Annotated in this window: 18 protein-coding genes; 16 read left to right on the top strand and 2 right to left on the bottom strand. The window is 68.4% G+C overall.

Annotated features, from left to right (window positions below; genetic code table 11):
• Positions 1 to 2 precede the first annotated feature (2 nt).
• Positions 3 to 650 (top strand): DUF1990 domain-containing protein, encoded by a 648-nt coding sequence (locus E3O50_RS05200; protein ID WP_134446060.1) that lies wholly within the window; start codon positions 3 to 5, stop codon positions 648 to 650.
• A gap of 2 nt (positions 651 to 652) precedes the next feature.
• Positions 653 to 1,879 carry a radical SAM family heme chaperone HemW gene (hemW, locus tag E3O50_RS05195; RefSeq protein WP_134446059.1) on the top strand — a complete coding sequence of 409 codons (1,227 nt, stop codon included), beginning with the start codon at positions 653 to 655 and terminating at the stop codon, positions 1,877 to 1,879.
• Positions 1,880 to 1,890: 11 nt separating this feature from the next.
• On the opposite strand, the gene E3O50_RS05190 is transcribed toward hemW, so the two are convergent.
• Positions 1,891 to 2,259: a DUF4870 domain-containing protein gene (locus E3O50_RS05190; RefSeq protein WP_241975265.1), complete on the bottom strand. Its 369-nt coding sequence runs from the start codon at positions 2,257 to 2,259 to the stop codon at positions 1,891 to 1,893.
• Between the two features lie 81 nt (positions 2,260 to 2,340).
• The gene (locus E3O50_RS05185) at positions 2,341 to 2,763 is read right to left on the bottom strand and encodes a DUF4870 domain-containing protein (RefSeq protein ID WP_134446058.1); all 423 of its coding nucleotides are present in this window, start codon (positions 2,761 to 2,763) and stop codon (positions 2,341 to 2,343) included.
• Between the two features lie 167 nt (positions 2,764 to 2,930).
• Between E3O50_RS05185 and hrcA the strand changes: the two genes are divergently transcribed.
• The 14 genes from hrcA to E3O50_RS05115 all read left to right on the top strand — a co-directional run bounded on the left by hrcA (position 2,931) and on the right by E3O50_RS05115 (position 18,449).
• Complete coding sequence (gene hrcA / locus E3O50_RS05180) at positions 2,931 to 3,944, top strand: heat-inducible transcriptional repressor HrcA (RefSeq protein WP_134558469.1); 1,014 nt, start codon at positions 2,931 to 2,933, stop codon at positions 3,942 to 3,944.
• Between the two features lie 62 nt (positions 3,945 to 4,006).
• Entirely contained in the window at positions 4,007 to 5,119 is a 1,113-nt protein-coding gene (gene dnaJ, locus E3O50_RS05175; protein WP_134558468.1) for a molecular chaperone DnaJ, read from the top strand.
• Positions 5,120 to 5,123: 4 nt separating this feature from the next.
• A complete protein-coding gene (locus E3O50_RS05170) occupies positions 5,124 to 5,897 on the top strand; it encodes a 16S rRNA (uracil(1498)-N(3))-methyltransferase (RefSeq protein ID WP_134558467.1) in 774 nt (257 codons plus the stop codon).
• Between the two features lie 36 nt (positions 5,898 to 5,933).
• Positions 5,934 to 6,323 carry an HIT domain-containing protein gene (locus E3O50_RS05165; RefSeq protein WP_134558466.1) on the top strand — a complete coding sequence of 130 codons (390 nt, stop codon included), beginning with the start codon at positions 5,934 to 5,936 and terminating at the stop codon, positions 6,321 to 6,323.
• Between the two features lie 100 nt (positions 6,324 to 6,423).
• On the top strand, positions 6,424 to 7,440 hold the full coding sequence (locus E3O50_RS05160; RefSeq protein WP_134446126.1) for a PhoH family protein: 1,017 nt from the start codon (positions 6,424 to 6,426) through the stop codon (positions 7,438 to 7,440).
• Positions 7,437 to 7,904, top strand: coding sequence for an rRNA maturation RNase YbeY (gene ybeY, locus E3O50_RS05155; protein WP_134446053.1), 468 nt, complete (start codon positions 7,437 to 7,439; stop codon positions 7,902 to 7,904). Before E3O50_RS05160 ends, ybeY begins: the two co-directional genes overlap by 4 nt.
• A complete protein-coding gene (locus tag E3O50_RS05150; protein WP_134446052.1) occupies positions 7,901 to 9,229 on the top strand; it encodes a hemolysin family protein in 1,329 nt (442 codons plus the stop codon). Before ybeY ends, E3O50_RS05150 begins: the two co-directional genes overlap by 4 nt.
• Complete coding sequence (era, locus tag E3O50_RS05145) at positions 9,213 to 10,115, top strand: GTPase Era (protein ID WP_134446051.1); 903 nt, start codon at positions 9,213 to 9,215, stop codon at positions 10,113 to 10,115. Before E3O50_RS05150 ends, era begins: the two co-directional genes overlap by 17 nt.
• A gap of 134 nt (positions 10,116 to 10,249) precedes the next feature.
• Entirely contained in the window at positions 10,250 to 11,512 is a 1,263-nt protein-coding gene (locus E3O50_RS05140) for an alpha/beta hydrolase-fold protein (protein ID WP_134446050.1), read from the top strand.
• A 5-nt stretch (positions 11,513 to 11,517) separates the two neighbouring features.
• Positions 11,518 to 14,091 (top strand): DUF2156 domain-containing protein, encoded by a 2,574-nt coding sequence (locus tag E3O50_RS05135; protein ID WP_134446049.1) that lies wholly within the window; start codon positions 11,518 to 11,520, stop codon positions 14,089 to 14,091.
• Between the two features lie 105 nt (positions 14,092 to 14,196).
• Positions 14,197 to 15,492 carry a histidine kinase gene (locus tag E3O50_RS05130; RefSeq protein WP_134446048.1) on the top strand — a complete coding sequence of 432 codons (1,296 nt, stop codon included), beginning with the start codon at positions 14,197 to 14,199 and terminating at the stop codon, positions 15,490 to 15,492.
• Positions 15,489 to 16,181 carry a response regulator transcription factor gene (locus tag E3O50_RS05125; protein WP_134446047.1) on the top strand — a complete coding sequence of 231 codons (693 nt, stop codon included), beginning with the start codon at positions 15,489 to 15,491 and terminating at the stop codon, positions 16,179 to 16,181. Before E3O50_RS05130 ends, E3O50_RS05125 begins: the two co-directional genes overlap by 4 nt.
• 100 nt (positions 16,182 to 16,281) lie before the next feature.
• On the top strand, positions 16,282 to 17,043 hold the full coding sequence (locus E3O50_RS05120) for an ABC transporter ATP-binding protein (RefSeq protein WP_134446046.1): 762 nt from the start codon (positions 16,282 to 16,284) through the stop codon (positions 17,041 to 17,043).
• A complete protein-coding gene (locus E3O50_RS05115) occupies positions 17,040 to 18,449 on the top strand; it encodes an ABC transporter permease (protein WP_134446045.1) in 1,410 nt (469 codons plus the stop codon). The genes E3O50_RS05120 and E3O50_RS05115 overlap by 4 nt, the downstream gene beginning before the upstream one ends.
• Positions 18,450 to 18,451: the final 2 nt, after the last annotated feature.

The following is an 18,451-nucleotide window of genomic DNA, read 5'->3' as shown; positions in this document are numbered from 1 at the left end:
GGATGCGGCGTTCCACCTTCACCGACGCGGCCGTGACCTATGCGGCGATCGGCGGCACCCTCGCCCCCGATCTGCTCCGGTACCCGCCGCGCGGTTACCGGCCGCTCGAACGCACCGTTCGCCTCGGCAGCGGTGAAGAGCGGTTCCGGACCGCTGCCGCGCTCCTGATGACCTGGGGCGTGCAGCTCGGCAGTGGCATGACCGTCACCGACCTCCAGCAGAGCACCGGCGTCCAGTACTCCGGGATCGTGTTCAACGCCGACGGCACCCCCTCGGTGAACCAGGAGCACCCGGTCGACGAGGCGACGTTCGCCGACGACGGCACCCCGTACATCGTCAACGGCATGTCCGCGCGCCTCTCGGTGGCAGTGGGCCCGTTCACCGTCGACTCGCCCGTACGTGTCGTCTACGTCATCGACGAGACGGACCGCATCGGTTTCGGCTACGGCACCCTTGACGGCCACCCCGCGAGCGGCGAGGAGGCGTTCATCGTCGACCGACAGGCCGATGACTCCGTCTGGCTGACGATCCGGGCCTTCTCACGTCCGAGCACCTGGTACTACCGGCTCGCCTGGCCGATCGTCCGCATGCAGCAGGCCAAGTACACCGCCCGCTACCTGCGCGCCCTGCACCCGGTCGGCGCGGTCTGACGATGGGCAGCGCCCTTCCCCTCGGCGATCCGGCACCGCGCGACGGCCTGCTCCCGGCATCCGCCGCCGTCGGGGCATCCGAGCGCGACTTCGGCGTGTACCTGCATGTGCCGTTCTGCCGGGTGCGCTGCGGCTACTGCGACTTCAACACCTACACCGCGACCGAGCTGCGCGGAGCGTCCCAGCACGACTACGCGGGCCAGGCCGTCGCCGAGGTCGAGTCCGCAGGGCGCATCCTCCGCGACTCCGGGGTTCCGGACCGGGAAGCCGCGACGGTGTTCTTCGGCGGCGGCACCCCCACACTCCTGCCCGCTGTGGACCTGGTCCGGATGCTCGACTCCGTCCGCGACACCTGGGGCCTCGCGGACGGCGCCGAGGTGACCACGGAAGCCAACCCGGACTCCGTCGACGCCGCCTACCTCGACACTCTCGCCGCCGCAGGCTTCACCAGGGTCTCCTTCGGCATGCAGTCCGCCGTGCCCCGGGTGCTCGCGACCCTCGAGCGCACCCACGACCCGGAGCGCATCCCGCTCGTCACCGGGTGGGCCCGCGATGCCGGGCTCGACGTCAGTCTCGACCTCATCTACGGCACGCCGGGGGAGACCCGTGCCGACTGGCGCGCGAGCCTCGAGCAGGCCATCGGCCTGTCCCCGAACCACATCAGCGCGTATTCGCTCATCGTCGAGGACGGCACGAAGCTCGCAAGGCAGATCCGCCGAGGCGAACTCGCCCCCGTCGACGAGGACACCCAGGCCGAGTTCTACGAACTCGCCGACGAACTCCTCGACGCGGCCGGCTACGGCTGGTACGAGGTCAGCAACTGGGCGACGGATGCCGCGCACCGGTCCAGGCACAACCTCGCATACTGGCGCAGCCAGGACTGGTGGGGGGTCGGACCCGGTGCGCACAGCCACGTCGGCGGCGTGCGGTGGTGGAACGTCAAGCACCCCTCCGCATACGCCGACCGGATCCTCGCCGGGGACTCACCTGCCGCAGGGCGCGAGACCCTCGACGACACGACCCGCGAGGTGGAGCGGGTCCTCCTGCTCACCCGCATCCGGGAGGGCATCCGGATCGACTCGCTCTCGCCGCTCGGTCGCCGCGAGGTCGCCGGTCTCATCGCCGATGAACTCGTCAACGCGAAAGCCGCCCTCTCCGGGACGGTCGAACTGACCAGGAGAGGACGGCTTCTCGCGGACGCCGTCGTACGGCGGCTTCTCGCGGATTAAGGTGCTGCGGTCTAGCTGACGAACTTGATGGTGAGCGGGTAGGTGTAGTACTCGCCCTTGTTGGCCGCGAGGGCCGCGATGATGCTGAAGACGACGCTCAAGACCCAGACGGCGGGCAGCAGCAGGAACCCGACCAGCGCCAGCGTCAGCACTCCGCTGACCACATAGGCGATGGCCAGGGTGATCTGGAAGTTGAGCGCCGTCGCCGCGTGCGCGCGGATGAACGGGCCGCGGTCCTTGAGCACGAGGTAACCGATGAGCGCGGGCACGAACTCGAAGAGGATTCCGCCCACGTGGATCAGGGTGGCCCACAAGCGTTCGTCCGACGGGTTCATCGGCGTAACGGGCTGGTAGGAATTGGCGGGGGGTGGTGTGGACATTCGGGCTCCTTGTACGCGTTATCTGGTTGTGCTGGTCCCGCGAGATACTCCGGGTGGTGTGAGGTTCCGCCGGTCGCCGCGCTACTTGATGAGACGCAGGGCGAAGGGGTAGCGGTAGGCCTGGCCGTCCTTCGCCTTCAGGAACCCGAGGATCGAGAAGATGATCGCCACGACCCAGGCGGCGAAGATGATCAGGGCACCGACGAACGGGAGGATCGAGCCGATCACGTAGAGGATGGCGATCGTGATCTGGAAGTTCAGGGCTTCCTTGCCTTCCTGGGCGGTGAAGCGACCGCGATCCTTGAACACGAGCCAGATGATCAGGGAGGGGAGCGGGCCGATGATGCCGCCGAGGTGCGCGAAGGACGCCCACTGGCGGTCCTCGGTCTCGGTGAGGGGAGCAGCGGCAACGGGTGTGGGTGCTGCCGGCTGGTATGGCTGCTGCGGGGGGCGCTGGCCCAGGTTCGGATCTTCGCCGTTGTTACCGGTTGAATTGCTCATCATCGTGCCTTTCCGTGCGGATGGAGGACCGTTACAAGACTCAAGGTACTGCGCCCAATCATCCGCTAGCAATGGGGGTGTCCCCGTGTGTCGCGATATGATTGGCAGTCAAACGCCGTGAGTGCCAAAGTCGCCGGCACCCAGTCACCCGGAAAGGAGGCGATTCAGTCATGGTTTCGGATCGCAGCCTCGAAGTTCTGCGGGTCATTGTTCAAGACTACGTCGCCTCGCGCGAGCCCGTCGGGTCAAAAACCATCGTTGACCGGCATTCCTTCGGAGTGTCGGCGGCGACCATTCGCAATGACATGGCTCTCCTCGAGGAGGAGGAGCTCATCATCGCCCCGCACACCTCCTCAGGGCGGATCCCGACCGACAAGGGGTACCGGCTCTTCGTCGATCACCTCGCCGATCTGCGCCCGCTCTCCGCGGCGCAGCGCCAGGCCATCGAGACGTTCCTCGGGCAGTCCGCAGACCTCGACGAGGTCCTCGCCCGCAGCGTCCGGTTGCTCTCCCAGCTCACCCATCAGGTCGCGCTCGTGCAGTACCCCTCGCTGTCCCGTGCGAGGGTGCGCCACATCGAGCTCGTGGCGCTTTCGGAGACCCGGCTCCTGTCCGTGCTGATCACGGATGCCGGCCGGGTCGAGCAACGCGTGATCGAGCTGCCCCGGCCGCTTGAGGAGCAGCTGCTGGTCCGCCTCCGCGCCCGTCTCAACGCCGCCGTGGTCGGCCTCAGCATGAGCGCAGCAGCGATCGCGCTCACGGATGCCGCCGACCTGGCCGGCGAGCAACCGGACGTTGTCTCCCTGGTCACCCTCACCCTTCGCGACCAGGTCGGTGCGAACCGGCAGGAGCGGCTGGTGATGGCCGGCGCCGCGAACCTCGTGCGCACGGAGGAAGACTTCACCGGGAGCATCTACCCGGTGCTCGAGGCCATCGAGGAGCAGGTCGTCCTGCTGCGCCTCTTCGGCGAGATGGCGACAGACCAGCATGGGGTGTCGGTGAGTATCGGCAGGGAGAACGCGCCATTCGAACTCTCCGAGACCAGCGTGCTGACCAGCGGCTACAGCTCGCAGGGTGGAGACCTTGCCCGCCTCGGCGTCCTGGGCCCCACCCGGATGGACTACTCGAACAACATGGCGGCCGTCCGTGCCGTCGCCCGCTACCTGTCCCGCCTGCTCGAATAGGCGAGTCCCTCGACCAGCCCCCACGCCGCACACCTACGAAAACAGACCTAGGAGAGCCAGCTTTGGCTGACCATTACGAAGTACTCGGCGTCGCACGCGATGCCTCCACCGACGAAATCAAGAAGGCGTACCGTCGCCTTGCCCGCCAGCTCCACCCCGACGTGAACCCCGGCGCGGATGCGTCTGAGCGGTTCAAGCACGTCACCCACGCCTACGACGTGCTGAGCGACCCGAAGCAGCGCGACAACTACGACCACGGCGGCAACGGCCGTACGGGCGGAAACGCCGGGTTCGAGGGCAACTTCGGCAACTTCGGCGACATCTTCGAGACCTTCTTCGGAGGGGGCGGCGGCAGCCGTGGACCGAGGTCTCGCCGCGAACGCGGCCAGGATGCCCTGATCAGGGTCGAACTCGACCTCGATGAGATCATTTTCGGAACCCACCGCGACCTCGAGGTCGACACGGCCATCGTCTGCGCGACCTGCAGCGGAACCTGCTGCCAGCCGGGAACCGCCCCCGTCACGTGCGACATCTGCCACGGCACCGGCAACATCCAGCGCGCCGTGCGCTCCCTGCTGGGCAATGTGATGACCTCGAGCCCCTGCGGCTCCTGCCGCGGTTTCGGCACGATCATCGCAACCCCGTGCGTGACCTGCCAGGGCCAGGGCCGTGTCCGTGCCCGCCGCACGGTTCCGGTCGACATCCCCGCCGGCGTCGACACGGGCCTGCGCCTGCAGATGCCCGGGAGCGGAGAGGCCGGACCTGCCGGCGGCCCCAACGGCGACCTGTATCTCGAAATGAAGGTCCGCCACCACGACGTGTTCAGCCGCGACGGTGACGACCTGCTCTGCACCCTCGACGTGCCCATGACGGATGCGATCCTCGGCACGACCACAACGGTCAAGGCCCTCGACGGCGACATCACCGTCGAGATCCGTGCCGGAGTGCAGGGCTCCGAAGTCATCACGGTCAAGGACCGCGGAGTCTCGCGCCTCCGCGGCAATGGCCGCGGCGACCTCAAGGTCGGGATCCACGTCGTGACGCCGACCAAGCTCGACCACAAGGAGAGGGAACTGATCGAACAGTTCGCCGCGAAGCACAAGTCCCCGGCTCCCGCGCTCAGTGCGGTGCAGCAGGGACTCTTCGCGAAGCTCCGCGACCGGTTCCGCGTCTAACCGGATGGCGCACTTCTTCATCGACGAGTCCCTCCGCGCGGAGGACTGCCCTGTCGGAGCCGTCGCGACCATCACCGGTGCCGAGGCCAGACACGCGGTCACCGTGAGCCGGGTCCGGCCGGGGGAGCACCTGCTCGCCGGGAACGGGTCCGGCCTGCTCCTGGAGACGACCGTCGAGGAAGCGGAGCCCGGACGGCTGGCCCTGCGGGTCGACAGCGCGCGGAACATCGCGAGGCCGAGCCCGCGCATCCGCCTTGTGCAGGCACTCGCCAAGGGCGACCGTGACGAGATGGCGGTGCAGGCCGCGACCGAACTCGGCGTCGACGGCGTCGTTCCGTGGGCGGCCGCCCGCTCGGTGACACGCTGGGAGGGCCAGAAGGTCGCCAAGGGACGGGAGCGTTGGCGCGCCATCGTACGCGAGGCGTCCAAGCAATCGATCCGGCCCTGGCTTCCCGAGGTCGCAGACCTCACGAGCACCAAACAACTTGCCGTGCTGGCGCGGGGCACGCGGATGCTGCTCCTCGAGCCCACCGCCGACATCCGGCTGACCCGGTTGCCGTCGATTGACGACGCGGCCGACGCGGCCGATTCCCAGGCAACCGCGGCGCGGGACATCGTGCTCGTCGTCGGTCCGGAGGGTGGCATCGCCGCCTCGGAACTCGAGATGCTCGAAGCCGCCGGGGCCGTGCGGGTGCGCCTCGGCGACACCGTGCTGCGCACGTCGACGGCCGGGCCCGCCGCCCTCGCCGTGCTCAACGCCGCCCTCGACCGGTGGTGACCCCCGGCAGGGCGACCTGCCGCTTAAGATAGGACCATGTCAGAAACCGGCGCAGAACCCTCCGTCTTCAGCCGCATCGTCGCGCGCGACATCCCCGCGACCATCGTCGCCGAGACCGAACGCATCATCGCATTCGTCGACATCAACCCGCAGGCCCCCGTGCACATCGTCGTCACGACCAAGACGGAGGCGTACCGCAACGTCGTCGAACTCGCTGCCGGCGACCCCGGACTCCTTGCCGAGCTCGTCGCCGTCGCCGGGCGGGTCGCCACCGAGCTTTCCGACGGCCAGTTCCGCCTCGTCTTCAATACCGGCGCCGCCGCCGGACAAACCGTGTTCCACGTCCACGCCCACGTGCTCGCCCTGAAACCGTCGGAGGACGGGGCGACCGGCTCGCTCGGGGAGGGAACACTTGGTTCCGTCTGAGCCGTCTGAGCCGTCAGAGAAGTCCGTGCCGTCCCTGCCCTCCGGTGCGCTCCCGTCCGAAACGACGGTCGAGACCCGGATCCTCATCGACGGGGTCGCCATGGTGCGCCTCCTCGGCGCGCAGGACCGGCTGCTCGGCGCGATCGAGAAGGAACACCCCGCGGTCAGCGTGCACGTCCGCGGCAACGAGATGACGCTCTCCGGTGAGCCGAGCCAGGTCGCCGCCGCCCGCCGTCTGATCGAAGAATTGCTGGTGATGATCCGCGAGGGCCGTGACCTCGCGCCGGCCGAGGTCGAGTCGAGCGCCCGCATGCTCGGCGAGGACAGCACCTCGAGCCCCTCCGTTCGCCTCGGGCCGCCGATCCTCACCTCACGGGGCAAGAGCATCCGCGCGAAGACGATCGGCCAGAAGGAATACGTCGATGCCATCGACACCGACACGATCGTTTTCGGGATCGGCCCCGCCGGAACCGGCAAGACCTACCTCGCGATGGCGAAGGCTGTCCAGGCCCTGCAGCGCAAGGAGGTCGACCGGATCATCCTCACCCGTCCGGCCGTCGAAGCGGGGGAACGCCTCGGCTTCCTGCCCGGCACCCTGACCGACAAGATCGACCCCTACCTGCGTCCGCTCTACGACGCGCTCGGCGAGATGATGGAGCCGGAACTCCTGCCGAAACTGCTCGCGGCCGGCACGATCGAGGTCGCCCCGCTCGCCTACATGCGCGGCCGCACCCTGAACAACTCCTTCGTCGTCCTCGACGAGGCGCAGAACACCACGCCGGAACAGATGAAGATGTTCCTCACCCGGCTCGGCTTCGGGTCGAAGATGGTCGTCACCGGCGACGTCACCCAGATCGACCTGCCCGCAGGCACGAGCGGGCTGCGCCTGGTGACCCGGGTGCTCGATACGGTCGACGACATCCGCTTCGTGCGCCTGACGAGCGCGGATGTCGTACGCCATTCCCTCGTCGGCAGGATCGTCGACGCGTGGACCGAATACGACGCACTCAGGCAGGCGCAGCGCATCGAAAGCGAACAGGCCCACGAGTTCGTCAAGCGCGGCCCAGAACGACCCGGCGGCATCCGCGACCGCTTTCCGAAACGGAGACCCTCATGAGCATTGAAATCAACAACGAATCCGACATCCCGGTCGACGAGGTCGCGCTCCAGCGCCTCGCGGCCTTCGCCCTCGACACCATGCACGTGCACGCCGACGCCGATCTCGCGATCCTCCTCGTCGACGAGGGCGCGATGGAGCAGCTGCACGTGCAGTGGATGGATGAACCGGGGCCCACCGATGTCCTGAGTTTCCCGATGGACGAACTCAGGCCTGGCACAGAAGACGCCGAAACACCGGCCGGCCTCCTCGGTGACATCGTGCTCTGCCCGCAGGTCGCCCAGGGCCAGGCCGAGACGGCCGGGCACTCGACCCTTGACGAGCTCCTCTTGCTGACCGCGCACGGGATCCTGCACCTTCTCGGCTTCGACCACGCGGAGCCCGACGAGGAGAAGGAAATGTTCGGGATCCAGCGCGACATCCTGATCGGCTTCGCCATGCAGGAACGCCGCCGCGCGCGATGAGCATCGGGTGGTTTCTCGTGGCGGCCATCGTCCTGGTCGCCTTCGGCGGCCTGATGGCCGCCGTCGATTCCGCCATCCTCGCCCTCTCCCGCGTCGACATCGCCGAGCTCGCCGAGACCCACCGGGCGAAACGGTCCCTCCGCGCGATCTCCGCAGACACCGGCGCCCACCTCAATGCGATCAGCTTCATGCGGATCATCGCAGAGACGACCTCCGCGGTGCTCGTGACCCTCGTCTTCGCCACCACGATCGAGCAGCTCTGGCTCGCCCTCGTGCTGTCCGCGGCCCTGATGACGGCCGTGTCGTTCGTTCTCGTGGGCGCGAGTCCGCGCAGCGTCGGCAGGGCGCACCCGGACGGGTTGCTGGCCGGGACCGCGCCGCTCGTGCACTTCCTGCGCGTACTGCTCGGGCCGATCGCGAACGCCCTCGTCGCCCTCGGCAACCGGGTCACCCCGGGGCGCACCCGGCTCGCGACCTTCACCTCGGAAGACCAGCTGCTCAGCATGGTCGACGAGGCCACCGAGCTCGACGTCCTCGAGGAGGACGACCGGGAACTCATCCACTCGATCTTCGAGTTCAACGACACCGTCGTCCGCGAGGTCATGATCCCGCGCACCGACATGGTGACGATGGAGGTCGATGCCTCCCTCGGCGAGGCGATGGGCCTCTTCCTGAGCAAGGGCTTCTCCCGAGTGCCCGTCATCGACGGCGAAGTCGACGATGTCACGGGCATCGTGTACCTCCGCGACGTCGCCCGGCTCGTCTACGAGCGACCGCCGAACATCGAGAGCCTCACCGTCGGCGACCTCGCCCGGCCCGCCGTGTTCGTCCCCGAGTCGAAGAAGGCCGACGAGCTCCTCCGGCAGATGCAGCTCGAGTCGAACCACCTCGCCATGGTCGTCGACGAGTATGGTGGCATAGCGGGCCTGGTCACGCTTGAAGACCTGATCGAAGAACTCGTCGGCGACATTTCCGACGAGTACGACCGCGATGTCGTCGAGGTCGAAGACCTCGGCCACGGCCGGTTCCGGGTCAGCGCCCGGCTCCCGGTCGATGAACTCGGCGAACTGTTCGACCTCGAACTCGACGACGACGAGGTCGATTCGGTCGGCGGACTGCTGGCCAAGGCCCTCGGACGACTGCCCGTTGCCGGGTCGGTCGCACGAACGAGCGGGCTGGTCCTCACCGCGGAACGCACCGAGGGCCGCCGCAAACGGATCAGCACAGTGCTGGTCCAACGAGACGAAGCGCTGATCGAAGCGCAGACCGCATTCCTCGGAGTGACGGACGATGAGGGAGTAAACGGCCATGACCACAGAAAATGAATTCCGGGCGGGGTTCGTGTCGTTCGTCGGCCGACCCAACGTCGGCAAGTCGACCCTCACCAATGCCCTGGTCGGTGAGAAGGTCGCCATCACCTCGTCGAAGCCGCAGACGACCCGGCGGGCCATCCGCGGGATCGTGCACCAGAAGGACGGCCAGCTGATCCTCGTCGACACGCCGGGCATCCACAAGCCGCGGACCCTGCTCGGCGAGCGACTCAACAGCCTCGTCCAGTCCACCCTCGCCGGTGTCGACGTGGTGGGCCTGTGCATCCCCGCCAACGAGCCGATCGGCCCGGGGGACCGCTTCATCAACGAGCAGCTCGACAACTTCCCGCGCGCCCGCAAGGTCGCGATCGTGACCAAGATCGACCTCTCCTCGAAGACGAGCGTCGCGAACCAGCTGCTCGCGGTGTCCGCACTCCGGGACTGGGAAGCGATCGTCCCGATCTCGTCGACGAGCCGCATCCAGCTCGACATCCTCGCCGCCGAGCTCCTGCGCCTCCTGCCGCTCTCCGACGCCCCGCTCTACCCCGCGGATGCCGTCACGGACGAAAGCCTCGAATCGCGCATCTCCGAGTACATCCGTGAGGCGGCGCTCGAGGGCGTCACCGACGAACTGCCGCACTCCATCGCCGTGACGATCGACGACATCATCGAACGCGACGACCAGGAACTCGTCGAGGTCTACGCCAACCTCTTCGTCGAGCGGGACAGCCAGAAAGGCATCATCATCGGCAAGTCAGGCAGCCGGCTCAAGGACGTCGGGGTGCGGGCGCGCAAGCAGATCGAACCCCTCGTCGGCAAGCGGGTCTTCCTGTCCCTCCGGGTCAAGGTCGCCAAGGAATGGCAGCGCGACCCGAAGCAGCTCGGTCGCCTCGGGTTCTAGGGGTTCGCCGCCCTGAACCTTTGCTGGGGACGGGCAGGCCTGCCAGCATCCTTCCCTGAGCTATTGCTCAGAACCCGCGATTTGGCGGGAAGGCCGTCCCTCGGAGTGTGAGGGTAGGGAGGGAGGAAACCGAAATGGCCGCATTGCTTGACACCAGCATCGTTGCTGGGCCCGTCGTCGTGGTCCTCTACGTTCTTGCCGGACTCGCCGTCCTCCTCGTGCTCGTCCGCCGGTACAGCGGAATCGTCTTCTTCCGTGTCGCCGCGAGTCTCTCAGCAGGGGCGCTCTTCGGCTGGGTCCTCGCCTGGCTGACGAGCGATGTCTGGGACCTGTTCGGTGTGTCGCTGTCGATGGTGACCCGCGGCTGGGTCGTGGCCGTCTTCGCCGGGATCGGTCTCGCGATCAACAGCCTGACCGGCCGTGGCTGGCGGCGGGGCGTCGCGATCGCCCTGATTCCGCTCTGCCTCCTCGCCGCCGCGGCCGGCATCAACGCCGACTTCGGGCAGTACACCACGGTGCGCGCGGCACTCGGAGTTCCGCTCTACGGAGCACTCGACGTGGGCGCGACCGCCGCAACGGCGAGCAGCGTGGGGGAGACCGCGGGCAGCATCGGCACCGTCACGATTCCGGCAACCGTATCCGGCTTCGACGCCCGCCCGGCCATCGTGTACCTGCCGGCCGCCGCCCGCACGGCACATCCTCCCGTGCTCCCCGTCGTCGTGATGCTCTCCGGCCAGCCGGGAACACCGGCAGACGTCTTCACCGCAGGGAAACTCGACGCGATCCTCGACACGTACGCCGCCGCCCACGCCGGCCAGACGCCCATCGTCGTCGTCCCTGACCAGTTGGGGGCAGCGGACCGCAACCCCATGTGCGTCGACTCCGTGCTCGGCAACAGTGCCAGTTACCTCACTGTCGACGTGCCCGCCTGGATCCGGTCCACCTTCTCGGTCGCCGCAAGCCCCGCCGGGTGGACCATTGCGGGGTTCTCCCAGGGCGGCACCTGTTCCATCCAGCTCGGCGCCGCGCACCCGGAGCTCTTCGGCACCATTCTCGACATCTCAGGCGAGCTCGTGCCCAGGAACGGGGATGCCGCCCACACGATCCAGACCGCGTTCGCCGGCAGTGCCACCGCTTACGCGGCCGCCGCGCCGGCCGCGATCCTCGCTGCGCACGCCCCCTATTCCAACCTGCACATCATCTTCGCCGTCGGGGCAGGTGACACGCGTTTCCTGGCCTGGGCGAACACCCTCGACGCCGCGGCGACCGCGGCCGGCGCAGGCACGGACCTGATCGTCTCGCCAGGGACCGCGCACGACTGGCACACCGTGCAGTTCGCCTGGACGACCGCTTTGCCGCTGATCGCGGCCCGCACCGGACTCGCGGTGACCCCGTGAACGCCATGTCGACGTCCACCGAAGGCTCCCACGGTGCCGGCGGAACAGCCGAAACCGGGTGGCTCTCCCGGGCCGGAGCCGGTCTCGCCGTGACCATCCGGGTCGTCTGGCGACGGCTCAGGACACAGCCGGTGTCCCTCGGCTACGCGCTCATCCTGCTCGTCCTCGCACTCTCGACGGGCATCGTCCAGGGGCCGTCGCGGTGGATCCGGCTCTGGTTCGGGACCGGATACGAGTCGGTCATCGACGGCGGGCACTGGTGGTCGCCGATCACGAGCGTGTTCCTCGTGGACAATCTCGCGGAACTCCTGCTCGCGATCCTCGCGACCCTCGTGGTCCTCGGCTATGCCGAGCATCTCCTCGGCAGTGGCCGAACGGTCATCGCCTTCCTGTCGACGGCCATCCTCGGCACCGGGATCGGTCTCCTGCTCCAGGACGCGGGTGTCGCGAGCGGAGAGATGTGGTCACGGGGCGTCAGCGAACTCTGGGCGCTCGACCCGTTCACGCCGATCTTCGGCACGATCATGGCGGCGAGCAGCTTCGCAGGGCCGCTCTGGCGGCGACGCATCCGCGTATTCACCCTGATGGTTGCCCTCGTGCTCGTGCTCTACTCCGGCCAGCCCTCAGACGTGTACCGCCTTCTCGGGGCCCTCGCCGGTCTCGCGCTCGGGGCCGTCTTCCGGCCCCGGCGGATCGACCTGACCTGGCGCCGCAGTTCGCACCGCGAGACGCGGACACTCCTCGCGTCCGTGCTCGGCATCCTCGCCGTCGGCCCGGTCATCACGATCTTCTCCGGAACGCGCTTCGGCCTCCTCGCTCCGCTCGGACTCCTGCTCACCCAGGGCGTGCCCTCCGTCACCGATGTCGTGGACCGGTGCCTCCTGGGCGATATCACCCGGCAGTGCGTGCACGAACTAACCCTCGAGAGGGTCGCCGGCGTGGGGCCGGTGCTCGTCTCGCTGCTGCCGCTCCTCACCCTTCTTGTCGCCGCCTTCGGAGTCCTGCGGGGCAGACGATTCGCGGCCTGGCTCGCGATCGTCGTGAACACCGGCATGGCCGTTCTCGGCGCCTGGTACTACGGCCTCCTGCCGATCTCCGGCCAGCCGTACGTCTGGCACTGGCGCTCCTTCCAGTACTGGGAGGTCGCCGTCGTGCTCGTCGTGTCGGTGCTGGTTCCGCTTGCAACTGCCGTGCTGATCATCGTGAACCTGCGTCGCTTCCCCGTGCGCAGCAGGCCGGGCAGGCTCCGCCGCTTCTTCGTGACGACCGTGGTCTCCTTCTTCGGCCTCGCGGCCGTGTACGTCATCGGGGGACTCGCGCTCAGCGACCGGTTCACCCCCGCCGTGAACCTCGTGGACCTCGTCAGCGACGTGCCGGAGCGGTTCATTCCCGTCGGATTCCTCCGACTCGAACGACTCTCCTTCCTGCCGACCGACTGGGCGTCGACCTTGCTCTACCAGTGGGTCGGACCGGTGTTCTGGGCGATCGTCATCATCGGGGCGATCCAGTGCATGCGCAGCACCGTCGCCGGCGGCCGGAGCGACGACGCGGCCCGGCTGCGGGCCATCCTCAGCAGGGGCGGTGGAGGCTCCCTCGCATACATGACCACGTGGGAGGGGAACTCACTGTGGTTCAACGCTTCCGGATCGACCGCGATCGCGTATCGCGTGGAGGCCGGCGTCGCCATCACCACGACGGAGCCGGTCGGACCCGTCGAAGACGCCGCGCGGGCGATCGCCGACTTCGCCATCATGTGCGACGACCACGGCTGGGTCCCGGTCTTCTACAGCCTGCACGGCAGCTGGCAGGCGACCTTCGCCCGGATGGGCTGGCAGACCATGGGGATCGGCGAAGAGACGATCCTGAGGCCCCGGACCTGGGACACAACCGGGAAGAAGTGGCAGGACATCCGCTCGTCGATCAACCGGGCGGAACGTGCCGGAGTGCGCGCGGAATGGACGACGTACCGCGCGCTTCCCGTGCTCGAGAACGTGCAGATCTCCGAGATTTCCGAGCTCTGGGTGCAGGAGAAGGAACTCCCCGAACTGGGCTTCACCCTCGGCGGACTCGACGAGCTCCGTGACCCCGCGGTCCGGCTCATGCTGGCGATCGACGAAGGCCAGGTCGTGCACGCGGTGACGAGCTGGCTCCCGAGCTACCGGGACGGGAAGGTGATCGGCTGGACGCTCGACTTCATGCGGCGGCGCCCGGACAGCATGAACGGCGTGATGGAATTCCTGATCGCGCAGACCGCCCGGCAGATGAGCGAACAGCCGGAAATCGAATTCCTGAGCCTCTCGGCGGCCCCGCTCGCCCAGACCGGCGCGGGCGACGGAGACAACCGGGCGTCGAGCCTCGCCTCCCGGTTCATCGACTTCCTCGGGCGCAGCCTGGAGCCCGTCTACGGGTTCCGTTCGCTCCTCGCCTTCAAACGGAAGTTCCAGCCCGAATTCCACCCGCTCTTCATGGCCTACCCCGACCCGGTCGCCCTTCCTGCGATCGGGCTCGCACTTGCACGCGCGTATCTGCCGGCTCTCTCCGTGCGGGAAGCCCTTGCTTTCGCCAGGAGCCTGACCTGACCTGACCTGCCGGGACTACATCGCTCGGAGGATTTCCGGTTCACTCAGGGATGACGTTCCTGCGGCGCCCCCTGGCGGTCCGGCACGGGGTCGTAGGCTGGGAGGATGGTCGAGCCGGGAGTGTCCACGCGTGTCGCACGGTACCGCTGGATCCGTGTGATTCCCCGTCGTTCGCTCGCCCTCGACATCGTCATCGCCGGCCTCTTCTTCCTGCTCCTTCTCCTGGTCGACTCGGGCAGCCCCGCGACCGTCCTCGTCCTGGTCGGGTTCGCTGCGGCGCTCGCGGTGCGCCGGTTCTCGCCAGCCCTGGCCCTCACCCTCGCCTGGCTGGCCGCGACCGGACAGATGCTCGCGGGCGAGCCGGTGCTCGGCGGTGACGTGGCCGTCCTGGCCGTGCTCTACGTCACGGCGGCCTATGCCGGACCGGCCACGCGCAGGGCCGGCCTGATCTCGGTCGCTGTCGGCGCGCTGGTGGCCGGGGTCTACCTCGCGGTCGCACAACGCGGCGTGGGACACCTCGGCACAGCGCTCGCGCAGGGGGACATCGGCGCCCTGGTCTGGTCGACGGCGATGCTGACCTTTGTCAGCCTGGCCGTTCTCGGCCTCTCCTGGACCCTGGGTCTGCTGAAGCGCTCCCGGCAGGCCGCAAGGGACAGCAGATTCACCCAGTACCGCGCCGAGCAGGAGCAGCGCCAGGCCCAGCGTGCCGTGGTCGTCGAACAGGAGCGCAACCGCATCGCCAGGGACATGCACGACGTCGTCGCACACTCGCTTGCCGTGGTGATCGCCCAGGCCGACGGCGCCCGTTACTCGAGGGCGCAGAACCCGGACGCCGTCGACGAGGCGCTCATCACCATTTCCACAACCGCACGGGAGGCCCTCGGAGATGTCCGGATCCTGCTCGCCCGGCTGCGGCAGGACGTGGTCAGCGGACCGCAACCCGTGCTCGCCGACCTCGACCGCCTCGTCGAGCAGATGCGCGGCACGGGACTCGACATCCACTGGACGACGACCGGCACGCCGGCCACGCTCGGCTCCGGCGCCCAGCTCGCCGTCTACCGGATCGTGCAGGAGGCGCTCACCAACGCACTCCGGCACGGTGACACCAGCCGGACCGTGGCTCTCCGACTCGACTGGACGACCGACTGGGTCGCGGTGACGATCGACAATGCCCTCCGGATCGCGCCGTCCACCGTGGCCCCAGGGGTGGCCGGCGTCGGGGAGACGCACGCGGTGGAGATCGGCCACGGCCTGCCCGGCATGCGGGAACGGGCGCTCCTCGCCGGCGGTTCGCTGACCGCAGAGCCCGACGAAGGGTACTTCCGCGTCGCGGCACACCTGCCGGCCATCATGGCGGGGCCCGTCGTGCGTCCGGTCCAGGCCACGGACGTGCGTGCATGAGCGAGGTCGCGGCGGCGGACGCCCCGCGCATCCGTGTCGCCCTGGTCGACGACCAGGCGCTCTTCCGTGCCGGGATCCGGATGCTGGTATCTTCGCAGGCCGACCTCGAGTTCGTCGGCGAGGCGGGCAGCGGCGCCGCTGGCGTCACCATGGCGGCCGCAGTCAGTCCGGACGTGATCCTGATGGACATCCGGATGCCCGTGATGGACGGGATCGACGCGACCGTCGCCATTCTGGCCGCGGCCGAGGCTGCCGGCGTGATGCCGCCGCGCATCGTCGTCCTCACGACCTTCGAACTCGACGAAAGCGCGAGCAGGGCTATCCGGGGCGGGGCGAGCGGCTTCCTGCTCAAGGATGCGGATCCCGAGTTCCTGCTGGCCGCAATCCGTACCGTGCACGCGGGCAACGCCGTCATCGCAGCATCGGCGACCCGCGAACTCTTCGCCCACTTCGACGCGCCGGCCCCCGCGCAGCCGGTGGAACCCGAGGCCTTCGGCACACTGACCAGCCGCGAACGCGACATCTTCGCCCTTGCTGCCCTGGGCCTCAGCAACGCGGAGATCGCGGCGCGTGAATTCCTCAGCGAGGCCACCGTCAAGACGCACATCAGCCGTATCCTCTCCAAGCTCATCCTCCGCGACCGGGTTCAGCTCGTCGTGTATGCCTTCCAGCACGGCCTCACGGAGTAACGAGCGGATGACCCGGTCCGGCCGGTAGTCATCCCCTCGGCATCCGGGATACCTCTGCTGCCCGATGCGGTGAGGGGGGAGCGATTCCTAGCGTTGAAGCATGGAAATCACATCTGCAGAACTCGGCCTCGCGGCCAGAGTCACCAACCTCTGTAAAACCTATGGATCAGCCACCACCTCGGTAACGGCGCTCGACGACGTGTCCATCGGCATCCGTCGTGGCCAGTTCACGGCGATCATGGGACCGAGCGGCTCGGGCAAGTCCACCCTGATGCACATCATGGCGGGACTGGACGAGGCAGGCTCCGGTCGGGTTTGGCTCGGTGATACCGAGATCACCGGCCTGGGCGACTCGGAACTGACGGTCCTGCGCCGCCGCCGGATCGGCTTCATCTTCCAGTCGTTCAACCTCGTCCCGACGCTGGACGTGCGGGGGAACATCACCCTGCCGTTCGCGCTCGACGGGCGGCGGCCGGATGCGGCGGAGAAGGACTGGATCGATCAGCTCACCGACTCCCTCGGCCTCGGCGACCGGCTCAGGCACCGTCCGCACGAGCTGTCCGGTGGCCAGCAACAGCGAGTGGCCATCGCGCGGGCCCTGGCCACCAGGCCCGAGCTGGTCTTCGCCGACGAGCCGACCGGGAACCTCGACTCCCGGAGCGGGCGCGAAGTGCTCACCCTGCTCAAGGCGGCGAGCACCGGCTACGGCCAGAGCATCGCCATGGTCACCCACGACCCCATCGCGGCCAGCTTCGCCGATCGCATCCTCTTCCTCGCGGACGGCAGGGTCGTCGAAGACCGGGAACGGTCCACCGCCGAAGAGATCTCCGGCATCATGCTCGGCATGGAGCAGTGCGCATGAGCGGCAGCGAAACCGCCAGCGCCACCGGGCACGCCGGCCGTGGTGCGAGCCTGCTCGTGGCGGCGCTCGCATCGGCCTTCGGGGTGCTGCTCCTGGAAACGACGAGCGTGCTCGCCACCGTCGTGAGTGGCAATGACGTGTCCCGCATTGCAGCGGTCCGTGCAGCCCTCTCGATCGTCGCATTCCTGTTCATCACGATTGCGGTGTACGTGAGTGCGATCGTGACCACCAACACGGTGGCCACCGTCATCGCCGGTCGGACCCGCACGATCGCGCTCATGCGCCTGATCGGGTCGAGCGCGGGTGACCAGCGCCGCGCCGTGGCCCTCGACGGGCTGAAGGTGGGGCTCGCCGGAGCCGTGCTGGGCGCCGCCGCCGGCATCCTGCTGAGTTTCGCCGGTGTCCGGCTTGCCTTCGGCGCCGGGCTGATCCCGGATCTCGGCTACCGTCTCCTCGAGCCCTTGCTCGCCTTGCCCGTCGTCATCGTCGTGTTGTCCACCTGGTGCGCAGCGTGGGTCGGGTCTCGCCGGGTCCTCACCGTGAGCCCGATGCAGGCTGTCGGCGCAGCACAGGAGCGCACGCTCGAAGAGTCGGCTCGGCGCCCGGGCCGCAATGCCTTCGCGATCGTGCTGATGGCCACGGGCGTACTGTTTCTCGCCGGGGGAGTCTGGGCCGGGCAGGTCACGGAGTACGGCGTGCTGCTGGGACTTGCCGGCGGCCTGCTCTCGTTCACCGGCCTTGTGCTCGGGTCGCATCTGATCATGCCGCCCATGTTGAGCCTGGTCGGCCGGTTCCTGGGCGGCAGCGCGCCGGCCCGGCTTGCTGTCGCGAACGCCAGTCAACACCCGGAGCGCAGTGCCCGCACCACTATCGGACTGGTCATCGGGGTGACGCTCATCACCATGTTCGCCGTCGCGGGATCGACCTTCGAAACCATGATGCAGCCGCTGATGGACGACCCGGTGACGCGTGCGGCCGTCTCCGAGACGGTGTCGACCAGCCTCGCCGTGATCTCAGTGCTCGTGGGCTTCAGCGCCCTGATCGCCGCAGTCGGCATGATCAACAACCTGGCACTGAGCGTGCTGCAGCGTTCTCGCGAGATCGGCCTGCTCAGGGCCCTCGGTTTCACCGGCAGGCAGGTTCGCGCGATGATCCTCGCCGAAAGCGTGCAGATGACCGTGGCGGCCGTCACCCTCGGCCTGGTGCTCGGGGTCGCATACGGGTGGGCGGCGGCACAATCACTGTTCGGATCCGTCACCCATGCCGGTCTGGTGGCGCCGTCGATTCCGTGGCTCCTCGTCACCCTCTGCGTGGTCGGTACCGCCGTGCTCACCGTCGGGGCGACGATCCTGCCCGCTCGTCGGGCGGTGTCACTGGCGCCGATTGCGGCCCTCGCCGCCGGGTGAGA

Source organism: Cryobacterium sp. MDB1-18-1 (assembly GCF_004402735.1).
Lineage (GTDB): Bacteria > Actinomycetota > Actinomycetes > Actinomycetales > Microbacteriaceae > Cryobacterium > Cryobacterium glucosi.
Note: the sequence above shows the minus strand (reverse complement) of the source record. Positions and strands in the feature narration are given on the sequence as shown.